At 50.0% G+C, this 17,785-nt stretch carries 15 protein-coding genes; 11 read left to right on the forward strand and 4 right to left on the reverse strand.

What is annotated here, in order from left to right; all coding sequences use genetic code 11:
• Positions 1–102 precede the first annotated feature (102 nt).
• On the forward strand, positions 103–1,758 hold the full coding sequence (locus ACO05Z_RS13675; RefSeq protein ID WP_421902729.1) for an alpha-keto acid decarboxylase family protein: 1,656 nt from the start codon (positions 103–105) through the stop codon (positions 1,756–1,758).
• A 79-nt stretch (positions 1,759–1,837) separates the two neighbouring features.
• Here the strand turns inward: ACO05Z_RS13675 and ACO05Z_RS13680 are convergent, their stop codons facing one another.
• Both ACO05Z_RS13680 and ACO05Z_RS13685 read right to left on the reverse strand, forming a co-directional pair.
• Positions 1,838–2,257, reverse strand: coding sequence for a winged helix-turn-helix domain-containing protein (locus ACO05Z_RS13680; RefSeq protein ID WP_421902730.1), 420 nt, complete (start codon positions 2,255–2,257; stop codon positions 1,838–1,840).
• Positions 2,258–2,266: 9 nt separating this feature from the next.
• Positions 2,267–3,952 (reverse strand): FmdE family protein, encoded by a 1,686-nt coding sequence (locus ACO05Z_RS13685; RefSeq protein ID WP_421902731.1) that lies wholly within the window; start codon positions 3,950–3,952, stop codon positions 2,267–2,269.
• A gap of 506 nt (positions 3,953–4,458) precedes the next feature.
• Here ACO05Z_RS13685 and ACO05Z_RS13690 point away from each other — a divergent pair.
• The 10 genes from ACO05Z_RS13690 (at position 4,459) to ACO05Z_RS13735 (ending at position 14,105) form a co-directional block, all read left to right on the forward strand.
• Entirely contained in the window at positions 4,459–5,592 is a 1,134-nt protein-coding gene (locus tag ACO05Z_RS13690) for a double-cubane-cluster-containing anaerobic reductase (RefSeq protein WP_421902732.1), read from the forward strand.
• 20 nt (positions 5,593–5,612) lie between these two features.
• On the forward strand, positions 5,613–6,740 hold the full coding sequence (locus ACO05Z_RS13695; RefSeq protein WP_421902733.1) for a CmpA/NrtA family ABC transporter substrate-binding protein: 1,128 nt from the start codon (positions 5,613–5,615) through the stop codon (positions 6,738–6,740).
• A 119-nt stretch (positions 6,741–6,859) separates the two neighbouring features.
• Positions 6,860–7,696 (forward strand): ABC transporter permease, encoded by an 837-nt coding sequence (locus ACO05Z_RS13700; protein WP_421902734.1) that lies wholly within the window; start codon positions 6,860–6,862, stop codon positions 7,694–7,696.
• The gene (locus ACO05Z_RS13705) at positions 7,697–8,458 is read left to right on the forward strand and encodes an ABC transporter ATP-binding protein (RefSeq protein WP_421902735.1); all 762 of its coding nucleotides are present in this window, start codon (positions 7,697–7,699) and stop codon (positions 8,456–8,458) included.
• 81 nt (positions 8,459–8,539) lie between these two features.
• Positions 8,540–8,995 carry a YaiI/YqxD family protein gene (locus ACO05Z_RS13710; RefSeq protein ID WP_421902736.1) on the forward strand — a complete coding sequence of 152 codons (456 nt, stop codon included), beginning with the start codon at positions 8,540–8,542 and terminating at the stop codon, positions 8,993–8,995.
• Positions 8,996–9,100: 105 nt separating this feature from the next.
• Positions 9,101–10,378, forward strand: a complete 1,278-nt coding sequence (locus tag ACO05Z_RS13715; protein WP_421902737.1) for a phenylacetate--CoA ligase family protein — start codon at positions 9,101–9,103, stop codon at positions 10,376–10,378.
• A gap of 159 nt (positions 10,379–10,537) precedes the next feature.
• Positions 10,538–11,320 (forward strand): 4Fe-4S binding protein, encoded by a 783-nt coding sequence (locus ACO05Z_RS13720; RefSeq protein ID WP_421902738.1) that lies wholly within the window; start codon positions 10,538–10,540, stop codon positions 11,318–11,320.
• Between the two features lie 54 nt (positions 11,321–11,374).
• Complete coding sequence (locus tag ACO05Z_RS13725) at positions 11,375–12,055, forward strand: response regulator transcription factor (RefSeq protein WP_421902739.1); 681 nt, start codon at positions 11,375–11,377, stop codon at positions 12,053–12,055.
• 88 nt (positions 12,056–12,143) lie between these two features.
• Positions 12,144–13,421 (forward strand): sensor histidine kinase, encoded by a 1,278-nt coding sequence (locus tag ACO05Z_RS13730; protein WP_421902740.1) that lies wholly within the window; start codon positions 12,144–12,146, stop codon positions 13,419–13,421.
• 84 nt (positions 13,422–13,505) lie between these two features.
• Positions 13,506–14,105, forward strand: coding sequence for a PepSY domain-containing protein (locus ACO05Z_RS13735; RefSeq protein ID WP_421902741.1), 600 nt, complete (start codon positions 13,506–13,508; stop codon positions 14,103–14,105).
• Positions 14,106–14,149: 44 nt separating this feature from the next.
• On the opposite strand, the gene ACO05Z_RS13740 is transcribed toward ACO05Z_RS13735, so the two are convergent.
• Together ACO05Z_RS13740 and ACO05Z_RS13745 are read right to left on the reverse strand one after the other, a co-directional pair.
• Positions 14,150–15,229: a protein-tyrosine phosphatase family protein gene (locus ACO05Z_RS13740; protein ID WP_421902742.1), complete on the reverse strand. Its 1,080-nt coding sequence runs from the start codon at positions 15,227–15,229 to the stop codon at positions 14,150–14,152.
• Positions 15,222–17,669 carry a PEP/pyruvate-binding domain-containing protein gene (locus ACO05Z_RS13745; protein ID WP_421902743.1) on the reverse strand — a complete coding sequence of 816 codons (2,448 nt, stop codon included), beginning with the start codon at positions 17,667–17,669 and terminating at the stop codon, positions 15,222–15,224. Before ACO05Z_RS13745 ends, ACO05Z_RS13740 begins: the two co-directional genes overlap by 8 nt.
• Positions 17,670–17,785 lie beyond the last annotated feature (116 nt).

A 17,785-nucleotide genomic window follows, 5' to 3' on the forward strand; every position in this document is an offset into this window, starting at 1 on the left:
ACCCACCCACTTCCAATCCCCCATAGACACAAATCCCCCACAATGGCAGAATGGCAACTAAAACCATACTACCTGCCACCTTAACCAATAGGGGGGATACCCATGGCCCAGACAGTTATCCAGCATCTGCTTGAGCGTCTTAAAGAAATCGGAATCACGGATGTTTTCGGTGTTCCGGGCGATTATGCCTTCCCGGTTAATGATGCCTTCTGCACTGATTCAGACTTCAACTGGATCGGCTGCTGCAACGAACTCAACGCAGCATATGCCGCAGACGGCTACGCCCGCATAAAGGGTAAGGCCGCTGTCTGCACTACTTACGGCGTGGGCGAACTGAGCGCCATTAACGGCATTGCCGGATGCTATGCTGAAAACCTGCCTGTCTTCCATATTGTGGGCATCCCCAAATGCTCGGTGCAACGCAACGGCAACCTCATCCACCATTCACTTGGTAACGGCGAATTCGACCTTTTTTATAAAATGACCCAGCCTGTGGTTAGCGCCAGAACCATCCTTACTGCTGAGAATACCGTGGCAGAGGTGGAACGCTGCATCAACGCCGCGTTGATCCAAAAACAGCCCGTCTATATTGCCGTGCCTGCTGATGAAGCACTCAAGGAACTGGGCTGTACCAAACCGCATACCCCGTCCTCGCCTGTCAGCGATCAGGACACCCTCGATACAGTCATTCCTTTGATCATCAAAAGGTTAAAAAAGGCAGAAAACGCCATCGCCATGGTCGGTGCGCTGATCGGGCGCTATGAACTGCATGAACCAATGCTGGAATTCATCGATAAATCGGGCATTCCGTTCACTTCAATGTTCATGGCCAAGGGTACGCTCTCCGAAACGCATCCCAATTTTATCGGGGTATATAATGGGCGTATCCTTGACGAGGAAGTACGGAAAACCGTTGAATCCGCGGATCTGGTGGTCAGCTTCGGGACCATCCGCTCCGACATCAACACCGGGGCCTTTACCGTAAATCTTGACCCCAATCATGAAATAAAAATACACCCCGACCGGGTCTGCATCGGCCATGCGGTTTACCATAATGTGCTGCTGGAAGACGTGCTGCGCGAACTCTGCAAACGTATCGACAATCTTTCCCTACCTATCCCCATGACTCCGCAGGGACTTGGCGAGCCTGTGGGCAGAGCTGATGATGAGATCACAGCGGCATCCCTCTACCCGCGCATTGAAAGCTTTTTCGCAGCGAATGACATTATCATGGGCGAGACCGGGACCACCTCCATGGGGCTGGTGAACTCCCGGCTACCTGAGGATGCGGTCTTCTTTAACCAGACTTTGTGGGGTTCCATCGGCTGGGCTACCCCTGCAGCTTTCGGGGCAGCTCTTGCCGCTCCCGACCGCCGCACCCTGCTGCTGACCGGGGAAGGCGCACACCAGATGAGCGCTCAGGAAATCTGCCAATTTGCACGATTCAAGCTCAAGCCCATAATTATCTGCGTGAATAACGACGGCTACCTCATTGAGCGGCTGCTCTGCGAAGATCCCTACATATATTATAATGATCTGGCCCAATGGAATTACAATAAATTACCCGAAGCACTCGGCATGGACGAGTGGTTCAGCGCAAAGGTGACCACCAACCGCGAACTGGACGAAGCACTGCAAAAAGCCGCAGCAGCGGACAGCGGTTGTTATATCGAAGTGGTGACCGGAATGATGGAAACACCGGAAATGGGCCGGGTATTGAATGAGATTGTAGTGAAAGGACCGGGCTGGAAGGCTTAATCGAAGGAAATATCTCCCAACCATAAGAAAAGGCCGTACATGTTGATCCATGTACGGCCCTTTTTAATTCTCAGAACTCTTAACTTTCCCCGAAACTCTTGGACTTCCAAGGGAAAATTTCCTCCGCCCTTGAGCGGGCATCCTGCTCAACCTTGTTGAACCACTCCAGATACTTATCGCGCACTAGACGTCCGGCTTCGGTCAGGCGATAACCGCTACGTCTACTGCCTGCCCGCTCCATGAGCTGGAACCCGAGCACCTGTTCGGTTTGTTTAATCTTACCCCATGCGGCGCGGTAGGACATGCCCAGCTCTTCGGATGCTTTTTTGAGCGATCCACAGGTTTCAATTTTATCCAGCAGAAGCAATCTGCCGTAGCCAAAGAATACCCCCTCGCCTCCCTCCAGCCAGAGATGCAGCCGGATTGTTGGATTGTGGGTATCCATCTGGACCAGTGCCGCGGTTGAACCCAGTTCGGGCGGGTCGATATTCTTGTTCATACTCGCCTCCTATTTTCCAAAAGGACATTTGGGGAAAGTGCAGACCTTGCATTCCATGCAGTATCCGCCGTCAGCAAGTGAGGCCAGATCACTGCGGGTGATTTCCTGTCCGGCGATCACCTTGGGCAGTACAAGGTCCAGACTTGTGGTCTTGAAAAAGAGTGCGCAGGCCGGGACACCGATGACTCGTACATTGCCGGCCCTAGCCAGTAGCAGCATGGTGCCGGGGAGTACCGGAGCACCATACAGGAGGTCGGATACTCCGGCATCCACCAGGCCGTGGCGGGTCACGTCATCAGGATCAACAGACATTCCGGCGGTTGTGATGAGCAGGTCACAACCCTCTTTCATGAGTGAGACGGCTGCGTCGCGGATTTCATCACGGTTGTCCGGCTTAATGACAGAGCGGACAACTTCGCAGCCCAATGCCTGCACCTTTGCGGTGATGACAGACTCAAATTTATCGTCAATCAGGCCGTTGAAGACTTCATCCCCGGTAATAAGGATACCGACCTTCTTGCGTTGTAAGGGAAGCACCTTGAAAAGCGGATCGCCGTTCAGTGCGGATACAGCTCGGGAAAAATTATCACGGGAAAGATAGAGGGGGATAGCCCTTGTTCCGGCAATGCGCGCCCCTTCTTTAACCAAGGTACCGTTCTTACGGGCTGCAACCATCACATCAGGAACAAGGTTGAAGCGGTTCATCATTTCAAGGTCACTGACCAGAAGGCCGTCATGTTCGGCGAGCAGGGTAACCTTACCTTCCTTCGGCTCGCCGTCGGTACAGATTCCATCACCGGCCATGATCCTGCCAAAGGTCCGGGCAGCCTCGTTCTCATGCACCCACTCCCCTTCAGGGATATCCCCTTCATCCACATAGATATGGTTCTTGCCGATCATCTGTAATCTACAGATATCATGGGCAGTGAAGTCGTGATCCTTGCGGAATTCAGGCCCCTTGCTCTCACCGGGGACAATACGGGTCATGTCGTGGACTGCGGTCTTGCCTTCAGCATTATCCACCGGGACGACCTTAAGTCCTTCAGGCAACTTTGCTGTAGAAGCCTTTAGTCCTGCATCGCGGCTGGCGTAGGGGCTTTCACCCTGACAGCTTCTACAGATAGCGCCGAATGAACCGGGATAGGCATCCCCGCAGATGGGACAGGTTGTGATTCCGCCTTTACTGCGCTTGATCATTGCTTCGGGTTTGATCTGCACAGACTCGATGGAACAAAAAGATGCTCCGGCTTCACGAATCTCTGCATGCAGCTTAACGGAATCCTGTTCATGCTTGGGACGTCTTTTAAAAAACCATGATTCGGTTTCAGGCCAGTCTATAAGCTTCTCGGGGTCAACCCGGATACGCACACCCTCGCCAGTGTACTTATCGTAGAGAGAAAGGGCATAGACCCCGAGATTCCTAACTCGCAACCAGCCGTTACCTGTACTGCACACAGTCAGCATCTGCACGGCATCCGGCAGGCACCATGAAGTCTCGGAAATGGCATCGAAAATTGTACCTTCAGGAAGATGCCTGCGGGCCTCCTCCATCATATAGCCACCGAGAATAAGACCCGGCGCAGGGCTACCGTGAAATCTGCGGGCAGCTTCGATAAATTCATCATATGTATACGGACCGATGGAATCATCACGGACCGGGGTATTTTCCTGAGTAATAGCGGCTTCAAGATTCATGTTCTCTCCATATTCTTAAAACTTTAATTATGCCGTATGAGGCACAATTAAGAAAAGCGTGACCGAACTTCAAAAGACACGGGATTGTGTACGGTTTGGAACAAAATAATTTTAGGCATTAAAATTGAACACTTAAAGCACAAACATCTCACACTGCGGAGGTATGGATTCAGAACAATCCATAAACCAAACCAATAAACAATCAAAGCACACATAGAACTAACACATTAATCACAAAGGATTTTCCGGTGCAAAAGGCTGGAACAACCATATATGTTAAAATAAACAACTAACTATTTTCGTAAAAAACCTGCACCGAACATAACCTTCTCCCATCTTCAAATGTAGTCACAGCTAATCATAATCACAAAAGCTGATCCCAACCAACTCAAATCATTCTAAGAACCAATTGGACGCAACAATGGTTCTGTGCTCATTTACTATCGAAATTTTTGATACAGATATATCGACAACGATCCATCTATAAATACAATAAGGACAAAGCCGTGAACTTGAAGCCGTTCATTTCGTTTTCCGAATACAGTCTGGCGGACCTTGAGGAATGGAAAGACAAGGGGAACAAGGTCGCCGGGGTTTACTGTATATACGCCCCCAATGAACTTATCCGCGCCGCCGGGATTGCCCCGGTAAGCCTTTGCGGGAAAAAACAGGCTCCCATCAAGGAGGCCGAACGGGAACTCCCGGCCAGCCTCTGCCCGCTGATCAAATCCAGCTACGGCTACGCTATTACAGACACCTGTCCCTTTTTCAGCTTCTCGGACATCATCATTGCCGAAACCACCTGTGACGGTAAAAAGAAAATGTATGAGCTGATGGAAACCATCAAGCCGCTTCATCTCATGCAGCTGCCCCATACCCAGAAAGGTGATGCTCCCTTCCACTACTGGCTTGCAGGCTTGCATGAGCTCGAAAAATTTCTCATTCAGCACTCAGGCGTAGAAGTAACTGAAGAAGCCCTGCACGCTGAAATCATCCTGCAAAATAACATCCGCAAGGAACTCTACGAATTGATGGTTCTTTGCGCGGATAAGCGTTCCCCCCTAACCGCCCGCGACATGCTCGCAGTGCAGGAAAGCAAAAGCTTCTCAGTTAACCCGGAAAACTACCTGCAGAAACTACAGACCCTGCGAACTGAAATTGATGAATATCTGAGCCGCCCGGACCTTGAGGAAAAGAAAGGTGTCCGCATAATGCTGACCGGATGTCCGGTAGGCAAAGGATCGGAAAAAGCAATCACCATCACTGAAGATTTGGGCGCCCATGTCGTATGTATGGAAAACTGTTCCGGACTCAAAGGGCTGACCCTCCCGGTGGATGAGACAGGCGATCCATACGAAGCTATTGCCCGCCGCTACCTGCAGGTGTCCTGCTCCTGCATGAGCCCCAATCCCGGCAGGCTTGATTCCATCCGTGAAATGATCACGACCTTTCAAGTAGACGCAATTATCGATCTCACATGGCTGGGCTGCCATACCTACAATGCAGAATCCACCATTCTGCGTAATTTTGTGGAGGACGAAATAGGCCTGCCCTTCCTGCACATTGAGACCGACTATTCCGAATCAGACATTGAGCAACTACGGACCCGCATTGAGGCGTTTGTAGAGCTTGCTGAATAATACAACTTAAGGAGATAAGGATGAACTTTAGAGGTGTTTTCAACAAAGGATTTGTAATCCTCGCCACACTGCTGCTTGCATGCAGTTTTACCTGCGGTGCGGCAAAGGCTGCCAAACTTCCCAGCCTGTACATGGGTTACGTTTTCACCACCCACCATACCCCGGTTATGGTGGCAGCGATCAAGGGCAAGGAATTCCAGCAGAAGGGTGCCTATCTGGAGGAAATGGTCCCCAAGCAGAAATTCAAACTGTTTAACGCTGAAGGCAAGCCGCTGGCTGTTATCAACCTGATTGTTTCCAAGAGCGGCTCCGAAACCGCCACCCTGTTCGCCATGAACCGCATGGACCTCGGCCTTGCGTCCAGCACTGCTTTCATGAGCGGTATCGACAAGGGCACAAAAATGAAAATCCTCTGTCCCCTGCATGTGGACGGCATGAGCATGGTTTTCCCGGAAGACAGCAAGATTAACGGCTATGAAGATGTTGCCGCTGCAATCAAGGCCTCCAAGACACCTTTCAAAATCGGCTACCACTCCCCCACCAGCGCACCGCGTATCGCTTTTGAAGGTGCACTGCACAAGGCCGGATTCAAAATCACCGGAAATCCTAACGACATGGACGCAGACATCCTCATGGTTGACCTTAAGTCTACTTCCAACCTTATTCCCGCCCTGCTCAGCAAGCAGGTTGACTGCTGGGTCGGCCCTGCACCGCATCCAGTTGTAGCTGAACACAAGCACGTTGGTCACATCGGTCTGGATTCCCGCGACCTGCCTCCTGCCGGAGCATGGACTGACTTCCCCTGCTGCGTAATGGGTGCCAGCGAACAGATCATTGCTGATCAGCCCGAGGTAGTACAGGCCATGACAGATCTCATGACCGCAGCCTCCAAGTGGAGCAACACCCACAAAGAAGAAGCCGCCGACATCTCCGCCAAATGGATCGGGGTTCCGGCTGAAGCAGTGGAAAAATCCACCATCATCTACACCACCGATCCCACTGAAAACTGGATCAAAGGTGAAGCTGAATTCATCGCCATGCTCAACAGCATGAATAAATTCAAAGGCAAAATGAAAGGCGCAGACATCACTGCTGCTAAACCCATTTTGTTCGACTTCTCTTTTGTAGAAAAAAGCTTGAAGAAATAAGATGCCTCCGGCGGCTGGGGAAGGGAAAACTTTTGCAAAAGTTTTCCCTTCCCCAGACCCCATCCTTTTCAAAACCTTTTAGTATGCTTCGCATGTAGCGCGCTAAGACGGTCTTTCGTATGAAAACACGTGCCTTATCATATACACTTCCCATTATGGCTCCGGCTTTGCTGGCCGTAATCTGGATCGGACTTGCCCGCGAGATCGGCAATCAGGTCATTTTGCCCGGTATAGAACAGGTCGGTCATATTGTATTTAATCCCACCAAAGATTTGATCAGCATGGGATCACTGGCCGGCAATGTACTGGTCAGCCTTGTACGGGTGATCATGGGCTATACGCTGGCGGCAATTGTTGCCATTCCTTTAGGGGTGGTCATGGGCTATTACGGGGTGGTCTTTAAATTTTTCAACGGCTTCCTGAACCTGTTCCGCCCTATCCCTCCACTGGCGTGGGTTCCGCTGGTAATGGCCTGGTTCGGTATTTCCAGCCTTGCCACTGTAAGCGGTATGGAAACAGGACAGCTGTATATCTATCTGGACAACATCAAATTTTCCATGCTGTTCATTATCTTCATCGGCGCATTCTACCCCATCCTGACTTCGACCATTCACGGGGTACGCAATGTAAATAAAACTCTCATTGACTCTGCGCGAGTGCTCGGCGCAAACGAACGGCAGATTTTCCGCAAAGTGCTGCTTCCGGCGGCAATGCCTTCCATCATCACCGGCATGCGTATCGGACTGGGCATTGCTTGGATGTGCCTTGTTTCCGCTGAAATGCTCCCCGGCTCCCTTTCCGGTATCGGCTATATGATCACCCACGCTTTTACACTGGCCTCAACGGATATTGTCATAGCCGGTATGATCTCCATTGGCGCGGTAGGGGCAGCAATGGACGCGGTATTCCGCCACATTGAACATAAACATTTCTCATGGCGCAGGCAGGCGGGCTAGATGAACCAAGAATTAAAACAAGTCATAGAAATCAACAGACTGAGCAAAGAATACACCACTGGAACAGGAAATACTGTTCTTGCTGTTGACGGCATCAGCCTGCAAATTCCCCGCAATTCCTTTACCTGCATTGTCGGGCCTTCGGGGTGTGGTAAATCCACCATTCTGCGTATTGCTGCAGGGCTGGAAGAAAGTTCTGCAGGTACTGTCCATTACAATGGAAATCCGGTCAGCAAACCTTGCGCGGAGATCGGCCTTGTTTTTCAGGAATACTCACTGTTCCCGTGGTTGAGCGTACTCGACAATGTTGCAGCCGGACCTGAATTTGCCAGGGTGACTAAAGAAAAGCGTTATAAAGACGCAAAACATTACATCCGCATGGTCAACATGATTGATTTCAAGGATGCCTATCCCCACGAACTTTCGGGAGGCATGCGCCAAAGGGTTGCCATTGCCCGCGCTCTTGCCAATGAACCGGATGTACTGCTTATGGATGAGCCCTTCGGAGCACTGGATGCCCACACCCGCATCCTGCTGCAAAAGGAACTGCTTAAAGTCTGGGAGATGACCCGCAAAACCATCGTATTGGTGACCCACTCCGTTGATGAAGCTGTTTACCTTGCTGACCGCATAGTGATCATGTCCAGCCGACCGGGCCGTATCCACAAAGTGCTTGATGTGGAGATGGAACGGCCCCGCAGCAGGGCCATGCCCGAATTCGGGGAGCTGACAGATTATATTTTGAAAGAGCTGGAGCATTAAACTTTAATATTGATTTTTATCCCCTGCCCCCATAGTAAGGCCGGAAAGCGAACCAAACTTCTGATCATAGGGATAAACAACATGCAAATCTGGGTTGATGCCGATGCCTGCCCCAAGGCCGTAAAAGAAATTCTGTTCAAGACCGCCATGCGCCGGGAAGTGAAGCTTACCCTCGTGGCCAATCAATACATGAATATTCCCACATCCCCTTTCATTGACATGCTCAAGGTCGGTGCCGGATTCGATGTGGCGGACAATGAAATCGTAAAGCAGTGCAGCCCCGGAGATCTGGTCATCACCGCAGATATTCCGCTGGCGGACAAGGTTGTCGAAAAAGGCGCAACAGGCCTTAACCCGCGCGGAGAGCTGTACACAGAAGACAACATCAAGGGGATTTTAAGCATGCGCAACCTTATAGAAGAACTGCGTAGCGCGGGCACGGTTTCCGGCGGTCCGGCCGCTTTCAGCCCCAAGGACAAACAGAATTTCACCAACCAGCTGGATAAATTCCTGACCCGCAACCTGAACCGTATTTAACAAAGCATAAAAATCTTCCCGTAAATATATACATCTCCTCCCTAAATCTGCTAAGCTTAGTCTGAAAACCATGCTCTGACGATCAAATAAGCACGGGAGGCCAGCATGACAGATCTCCATTTCTCAGACCCGAAGACTGCTGAAAGACACCAACTGGAAAAGCTGAACCAGATTCTGGGCATTGCCGTTCAGGCCCCTTTTTATAAAAGACTATACCAAGGCATTGAACTGCCCCTGAAGAGTCTGGATGAACTCAAGCAAATTCCGATTATCGACAAGCAGACCCTCTGTACTGAAGGGGAAACATGCAAGAAGTCCCTCTATACTCGCACCACAGGTGGGTTCTACAAGTTTTCCACCGGAGGCACTTCCGGCAGGATGAGTTTTGCCCGCTATGGACTGGATGAATTTCAGGAAGTATGCAACGGCGCGGCCTATGGCCTCACAGCCTGCGGGATCACCCCTGAAGACCTTGTAGCCAACTGCATCCGGGCCGGGGCTTTCTGGACCGGTTTTCTAATCAGCTACCGCGCACTTGAAATGATCGGCTGTAACATCTTGCCCATCACTGATAACCAGCCCGTGGAACGGACCCTTGATTATCTGGAAATGATGGGCCCCAACACCCTTTTCGGTATCTCACCCACGCTGGTCCAGATTGCGCAGGCAGCTACACGGCGTGGCCTTAAGCTTGATATAGAAAAAGTGGCCTTTGCCTCGACTCCCCTGACCACGGAACAGGAAAGTTATCTTGCGTCAATCTGGCCCAACGCCACCTTCCACTCTGCCGGATACGGTGCAGCAGAAGTCGGTCCCATCGGCTTCCAATGTGAACACTGTACCGGAACAGAACACCACATCCTGCAACCGCACTGCATTGTGGAACAGGATGATGACGGCGGAATCATCGCCACTTCACTGATCCGTTCCCTGCAACCAGCCATCCGCATGAAGGTGGGCGACAACATTGAATGGATGGACGGCGAATGCCCCTGCGGCAGGACCAGCCCGCGCTTCAGGTTGCTGCAACGATCCGATGAAATCATCGAATTCCAATATGACACTATGTCACTGGAACAGATCAGTTCCTGCCTCGGCAATTTCCGGGAACTGGCCCCGGTATTTCAGATTCGGCTGGACCTCAACGGCGAGGAAACAGACATCATCATCCGGGTGGAAGCAGCGGATGCGGATGCTGTGGACGACTACCAGCTGAGTTCAAAAGTCTATGAATGCCTGACTGACGACATCCCAGCAGTCGGCGTCAACCGCAAGAAAAACAGCATCCGCGCCTTTAAGATTCTGGTTGTCCCCTCCGGCGGCATACAGAGGGTGGAAACCACGGGTAAGATCAGGCGGGTCATTGATAAGCGGTTCATGTAAATTAAAACATAAACCCAAAGCTCCTCTTTGCCGGAAAGGTAAGGAGGGGCTTTGTTTTTGGGAAAATTACACCCGTGTAATTTTCAGGTAATCAGCAGGCAAGAGTACTCACCCACTATTCCCCTCAGATGAACATTTATTTCAAAACAAGGGGAAAACATGAAACTTTATAAAAAAGACACACCATTTACCTTTTCAAGGGACGCCATACGCTTTTTCTTTGCTGCAAACTTTTACTTTCTGGGAAAGCTCATGGGCATCGATTTTGAGCTGGAAAGCGAATACCTCGTACTTGGTTCCATAATTCTTTTCGGACCGTTTTTCTGTAGCTGGGCCTGCCCGTTCGGAAGTGCTTCCTATTTTGTAACCCGCATCGGCAACAAGCTCTTCCCGAAGCTGCAATTCAACATCCCCCAGCCCTATGATAAGTGGCTGCGCATGCTGCGTTACCCGCTGCTGGGATTCTTCCTTTACCTGTTCTTCATCAAAGGGGTCAGCTATTTCGGTGACCATATCGAGATGTACAAATCCACCGCATTTTCGTGGAACTTCATTAAGGTGAAACATTTTGCGGTCCTGCTTATTCCCTTGTTTATTCCTCAGTTTTTCTGCAAATACATGTGCTTTCAGAAAGCTGGTTACAACCTGATCAATAAGGCGATTAAAATCTGCAAAATTAAACGAGACACAGAGACCTGCATCGACTGCAAAAAATGTGACCGGGTCTGCCCCATGCAGGTCAATCCTTCATCCAAAAAGGAAATCTGCGGAGACGACTGCCTGAGCTGCTACAATTGTCTGGATAATGCCTGCCCGCCCAAAGCAAACGCCCTTTCACTGGAATTCCTCGGCCTCAAAGTCAATCCGGGAGTATTCTCAGTTACGATCATGACTGTTTATCTGGCCGCGACCTATCTGGTCTTGTTTGTATATCAATGGTAATAATAGAGCTGTGCGGTCAAACAAGGCCGCACAGCCTTTCAAAGGAGACAGACTTTGCGGATACTGATTGTTGAAGATGATACGACTATTGCCGAATACATTGCAAAAGGACTGCGCGAATCCGGCTTTACCGTAGATCATGCTGCGGACGGAAATGATGGACTGAACTTTGCCCTGAACACTGAATATGACGCAGCCATAATAGATCTCATGCTTCCGGGACGCGACGGATTGAGCATCATTGCCGAGATGCGGAGCCGCACAATCGAAACCCCGGTGCTCATTCTCAGTGCCCGCCAAAGTGTTGATGACAAGGTCTCCGGACTTCAAGCCGGGGGCGATGATTACCTGACCAAACCATTTTCCTTTGCCGAATTGCAAGCCCGTTTGCAGGCCCTTATCCGCAGGTCATCCCGCACCCCGTCAGAATCAAAACTACAGGTCGGCAATCTGGTTCTAGACCGTTTTACCCGTGAAGTGACCCGTGAGGGCACACCAATTATCCTTCACGCAAGGGAGTACGGGCTGCTGGAATACATGATGAACAATGCCGGACGGGTCATCACCAAAACAATGATCCTTGAACATATCTGGGATTACAGCTTCAATCCGCAAACGAATGTGGTGGAAGTGCTCATGCACCGTCTGCGTTCCAAGGTGGACAAGCCTTTTGCGGACAACCTGATTTCCACAATCCGCGGAGTCGGCTATGTGCTCACTGACCAGAAAAATTAAAAAAAATTTTAATTCCTACCGGATTATATCAGCTTACTTCCTACTCTTTGTCACCAGCGCGCTCTGCTTATTCGCGCTGAGCACTTTTATGCTTGATTTCTATCTTACGCAGATGGAACGGGAGCGCATAACCGAAAGGGTGCAAACATATAAAAACATCCATGATGAAAAGGGCTTTGAGTCACTACTGAAAACAATACGAACCCAGCATCAAGCCAACAGATTCAGCAATATTTTTATTTATATTACTGATGCAAACGGAAAAACAGTCTGGCTGACCATACCGCAGGAACTCGATGAGCTGGAATGGACTCCGCTCCAACTGAAAGCCATACCGAAACAGTCAGGGTGGCACCCGCTGGACCTGCCCATACTAAATGATCTGGATATTCTGGTAACCCCGCTTGAGAATGGATACGCCCTGCATACCGGACGCACCACCGAACGACAGGAGTTCATGGTTGAAGGCCTACAAAGCATATTTATGATCGTCCTTGGCGGGATGATCATCCTAGGACTCATCGGCGGGATAATGTTTTCCCGCCATGTTTTGCGCCCGGTTCGGAAACTGGCCGCAACAGCAAAAAAAGTATCTTCCGGCGATATGAAAAGCAGAGTTCCGGTCTTTGAAAAAAGCGGGGAACTGCGCGAACTGGCTGAATTGTTCAACCACATGCTGGAACGGATAGAAATCCTGATCACAGCCATGCGCGACACCCTGGGCAATGTCAGCCACGACCTGAAAACCCCGCTAGCGCGCATGAAAGCCCGTATTGAGCAAACACTGCTATCAGAAGCTTGCGTGGAGGAACAGCGGGAAATACTCATGGATTGCGCAGAGGATGTGGAACGCATCGACAAGCTTATCAATATGCTCATGGATATTACCGAGGCGGAAACCGGACAGGTGCACCTTTCTCCCGAGCCTCTCTCTTGCTCAGAACTGGTCTCTGAAACAATTGACCTCTATGAAATAATTGCTGAAGAACGCAGCATCACCATAGATGACCAAGCCAATAACTTCATGATTTCAGCGGACCGACAACGCACCCTGCAGGTCCTCGGCAACCTGACCGACAACGGGCTGAAATACACCCCTGAAGGTGGTAGGATTGTTTTCAAAACCAAACTTGAAGACAAATTCACGGTGATTTCCATACAGGACACCGGACCGGGAATACCGGAAGAAGAACGGGAACGCATTTTTGAAAAACTATACCGTGAAGATAAAAGCCGCTCTACCAAAGGCGTAGGATTGGGATTAAGCCTTGTACGCGCAGTAATGCAAGCCCATGGCGGAACAGTTACTGTCCGAGAAGCCCCGCAAGGCGGCAGTATTTTTGAAATCCGTTTTCCAAGAAATTAAAATTACGTGGCTGTAATTTTCGAGTAAGCAACGGGCAATCACCATTTTCCATGATGGTCTCAACAAACAAAAAGGAGATCCACCATGGATAAAGCAATCATTAAAGAACTGTTCATAGTTTTCTGTGCCGCCATTACCGTAACCTTCGGGGCAATCTCAGCCATTGCCGATGATTTTTACAGCGATGACTATATCAAAAGCGCTGACTACATCATGAAATCTGCTCAGCACAGCAATTGCACCCTTGCCGCTCTGGTTGGAAAAGCTGAAAAAGCAGCTCAGGGAATTGCTATTGAAGTAGAGATCGAAGATGAAGACGGCCAACAATATGTTGAAGTAGACATCCTCCGTCAAAAGGACATTGTACAGGTTAAATGTTCACTCATGACCGGAAAAATCCTGAACATCAGTGAACCGGAGTTCCTGTCCAGCCTGATTGAAAAATTGTGCAGCCAATACCAATCAACACAGGACAAAAAGTTAAGTATGGAAGAAGCCATCCGTCAGGCTGAAATCAACACCTGCAGCACTGCCTACAGGGCGGAAATAGAAAATATTGACGGCCTGCTCTGCTATCAAATCCACCTTTTCACCCCGCAGAGAACCATCATGGTTATGCTTGACCCTGAAAGCGGAAGAGTCCTCAGCCACCGGGATATTGAACGCCGGGATGACGATCACTAAAAGAAAAAGGGCGGAATGTTTATGACATTCCGCCCTGAAACGATCTATGTTTCATCAAGCCCCTGCGCCATCATCAACTTGAACAGAAGCTCAATAAACTTGCCGGAAACCACGTCCGGCAGAGCAAAAAGCGGCAGCGTCTCATCCTGCATGGTTCCAGTGCAGGCAAACCATATTTCTTTGGAAATTTTATCCAGACCGGGAATAAGCTCCTCGCGCCACAACTGCCCGTTTTCTGACGTATCCAATCCGAAAGCACGGCATTGCAAGGGGCGAAAATCGAAAAGCCGACACTTGCCATCCTCCAGCAATGGACAAATGGAATCAACACCGGAAAGGCAGAACCCGGCTTCGTTATCACTGGATATTTCGCGCATGGCCAGCCGTTCAGCACGAGCTGTAACAACGGCTTTTTCAATAACCGCCAAGCGATCCTCATGGGTCAATTCAAGGTTGATGCAATGACTCAGATGAAGGGCCTCGGCAAGAGTCATCCTTAGCGGAGTCCGGCAACAACGGTCATGGTCCAGACCACATTGTTTGAGATCTTTAAACCTCACGGCCCGCTGTTCAACCTTGCCTGCCAACTCCAGATAGTCATTAAAAAACGGAGATAAATCTACTTTCCGTTTAAATTCCACACAGGGAGTACGCGCGGTTAATTTACCACTTCTGCGACCATACTTGCGAATAGTCCACCACTGGGAGAAATTAGCAGGTTTGGAACGCAAGGACTTCATTTTCCGTCCGGCCAGCTTATGCCCCAGCCCACGCCGCAAAAGATAGGCATTGAGCACAGTCCCGGTCCTGCCGATGCCGTGACGGCAGTGAATAAGAACTTTCTTGCCCAGATAAATGGACTCATCCAGCCACTCAAGCGCATTCTCCAGTTCCACCAGTCCCGGGGCTTCTTCGTCTTCAAGTGGCAGGTAATAGACTTCAAATCCGGCATCCTGCTCAATCTCATGCAGATCGCAGAATTCACCGCAAAGATTGATGATTCCATCAACACCTTGTGCTTTGAGGGAATCCAGCTGAGCATGACTCATGGGAGCGCATCCGACAGCAAGTTGATCGGTCACCCAACTAGGTCTATAGGCATGTCCGCTATTCTGCTCAGACATCAATTCCCTCCGCTGCGGATATAAATTTCGCCAGTTCCGCTTTAACCTGCCCGGAACTTTCCAACCGCATATCCATCATCCGGGTTGCAGCCATTAGATATCCCAGAACAGCAAGCTGATTTGCTGTATCCTTTGAATCAAGACGGGAACTGAAGGCTAGAAGCATATCCCCGCGTATTTCAGTTTCAAATCCATAATGTTCAAGGGCCTTGCCGATAAATTCCAGCCTTAAAACCCGGTTATCAAATCCGGCCCCGCCACCCTTGAAACGGAACTTGATATAATTATGACCGGGCACAGGTCCGCACAGGGAATCAACTTCGGAAAAATGGTAACCAAAGCGGACCAGCAAATGCATATAATCTTCTGCAAGCAACCCGTAACTGGCAAGCAATTTGGAGTCCTTGTTAAAAATTCCCGCAGACATCCGGTCAAACTCTTCCCAATCCACATGGGTCATCTTTTCAGGCCAAGCCACCCGCTTATCGGACAAGCCCTTCCAGAAAACCTGCATGGGAAAGCTCTTGATATCATCAGACTGAACCTCTTTCTTCTGTTCAGCTCCCGACACAAGCCCCCGCTCCAAGTCCATCAGATACACAACCAGCGGCAGGGAGGTTGCCAGCCGCTTTGAACTGCCCATGCCCAGCCCGCGCTTATCTACCAGTGAGAACATTTCTTGTACTGCCATTTCATGACAATAACGAACTAAATCATGCATGGATTCACACCCGGACGGGCTGAAATTTTCAGCGTGCGGATCAACTAAATTCAGATGAACCATCGATGGGACCATACCCTTATATAAGTCAAGTATACGTTGCGAAACCTGAGAATCACTGCAACTACGGGTCAGCACACCTTCTACGCAACCGTCATAAACAGCTCCGGCAGTTCCATCCACAGTAATCAGTTGACCGGGTTCAAATCGATCCAACACATCACCAACCAGCACAGGAATTCCCATCTCCCTTGCAACCGAACCGAAATGACTGGCCCTGCTTCCGGCAGCAGAAAGGACACCATTCATCTTTGCGGAAAAAGTCAGCAGGGAAGGTTTCAAAGCCGGAGTAACAACAATAGCTCCTTCAGGAATACGGGCTATTTCCTCCCCACTGCGTGCAAAATAGACTTTTCCGCACCCAGCTCCCCCGGCAGCCCGCTCCAAACCTTCAATAAGTGGCATGGCTGCTATGGGAGCAATCTCGCCCACCTGACCTGCGACTTCCTGCTGCAAAGGCCGAGTCTGCAAAATATGGTATTGCCCATCATGGTCAACAGCCCACTCCATATCCTGCGGACAACCAAACTGTTCTTCCAGCTTCAAGGCACATTTAGCCAGTTGAATAAGCATTTGTTCATCAGGTAGTGCTGCGCGATCAAAAGCGCACTCGCTGACCAACCGTGGTTCCTTGCCGCGGTATAGCGAACCTTTGACAGGAACAACACTTCCATCCACAAGGGAAGCGCCCAATCCGGAAACGCCATAAACCCCTACACTATCCCGACTGAGGCAATCCGGGTCCAAGGAATAAACAACCCCGGAACTGCACGCATCAATCATAGGAACAATGAGTACAGCCATGGCAGTATCATTATCAGTCAATCCATTGGTAATACGGTAGGAAACAGCACGCGGACAATACTTCCCGGCCAAAACACGCTTGTAAGCCTCAAGGACATCATCGGGATGCACATCAAGCTCGCTGGCATATTGTCCGGCAAATGAAATTTCACTGTCCTCGGCCATGGCACTGGAACGCACCGCGAGCCTGCCGGTACCGTCGAGATAGGTAACAAGACCACGCTCCACCTCCGCAATAACTCCAGGCGGCACCTCTCCAGCCAAAAACAGTTCCTGAAGCTCAAGAGTTAGAGACGAAAGCAAGCGCACATTACCCACTTCCATTCGGCAAAGCCTCTTATTCACAGCTTCACGAAGATTGTTATGGTCCAGATAGGCTTGAAAAGCATTGGCTGTGACCACAAAACCGGGAAGCGCTTCAACATGCCCAAGACTATGCACCCGTCCAAGATTAGCTCCCTTTCCTCCGGCCAAATCAGGACATTCACCCGCAGCAGCCAAAGGAACCGTATACGGCGGCCCGGAATCAACAACAGGCAGGGCAACGGCGTTACGGACTTTTAAATCAATCCGCTTAAATTCTGTCAATAAATCGGTAAACTTGCGAGGGTGCATTTCCTGCAGTTCACCGATCATTCCATAAACAGTCTGCGACATCTGGATTTGCAAACAATTGGCCTGCATGCGGTCTGAAAGATTCCTGCCGTAAAACAATTCTTCAAGGTCAGCCACAAGATCAAGAGCCTGCGAATCGTATTCCAGCAGGATTTTAAATGCTTCATACTTCCGTTGCAGCAAAGCTCGCGGGGCCAGCATAGTCTCAGCCCAATATTTTAAACTTTTTAATGGAAGCATTAACTCTCCGGGACGTAGTGGGGGTACAATAAATTTCTGCCTTACAGACAGGTTATCTTATTACAATGAAAAATCACAGTCCGGAAATTACCTATTAATAACAGACGTTATTCCTT

It is taken from the genome of Maridesulfovibrio sp., from assembly GCF_965230075.1.
GTDB lineage: Bacteria > Desulfobacterota > Desulfovibrionia > Desulfovibrionales > Desulfovibrionaceae > Maridesulfovibrio.

Coding starts and splice junctions, on each gene's coding strand:
- ACO05Z_RS13675 (WP_421902729.1), top strand. CDS start 103: ATGGCCCAGACAGTTATCCAGCATCTGCTTGAGCGTCTTAAAGAAATC.
- ACO05Z_RS13680 (WP_421902730.1), bottom strand. CDS start 2,257: ATGAACAAGAATATCGACCCGCCCGAACTGGGTTCAACCGCGGCACTG.
- ACO05Z_RS13685 (WP_421902731.1), bottom strand. CDS start 3,952: ATGAATCTTGAAGCCGCTATTACTCAGGAAAATACCCCGGTCCGTGAT.
- ACO05Z_RS13695 (WP_421902733.1), top strand. CDS start 5,613: ATGAACTTTAGAGGTGTTTTCAACAAAGGATTTGTAATCCTCGCCACA.
- ACO05Z_RS13700 (WP_421902734.1), top strand. CDS start 6,860: ATGAAAACACGTGCCTTATCATATACACTTCCCATTATGGCTCCGGCT.
- ACO05Z_RS13705 (WP_421902735.1), top strand. CDS start 7,697: ATGAACCAAGAATTAAAACAAGTCATAGAAATCAACAGACTGAGCAAA.
- ACO05Z_RS13710 (WP_421902736.1), top strand. CDS start 8,540: ATGCAAATCTGGGTTGATGCCGATGCCTGCCCCAAGGCCGTAAAAGAA.
- ACO05Z_RS13715 (WP_421902737.1), top strand. CDS start 9,101: ATGACAGATCTCCATTTCTCAGACCCGAAGACTGCTGAAAGACACCAA.
- ACO05Z_RS13720 (WP_421902738.1), top strand. CDS start 10,538: ATGAAACTTTATAAAAAAGACACACCATTTACCTTTTCAAGGGACGCC.
- ACO05Z_RS13730 (WP_421902740.1), top strand. CDS start 12,144: ATGCTTGATTTCTATCTTACGCAGATGGAACGGGAGCGCATAACCGAA.
- ACO05Z_RS13735 (WP_421902741.1), top strand. CDS start 13,506: ATGGATAAAGCAATCATTAAAGAACTGTTCATAGTTTTCTGTGCCGCC.
- ACO05Z_RS13740 (WP_421902742.1), bottom strand. CDS start 15,229: ATGTCTGAGCAGAATAGCGGACATGCCTATAGACCTAGTTGGGTGACC.
- ACO05Z_RS13745 (WP_421902743.1), bottom strand. CDS start 17,669: ATGCTTCCATTAAAAAGTTTAAAATATTGGGCTGAGACTATGCTGGCC.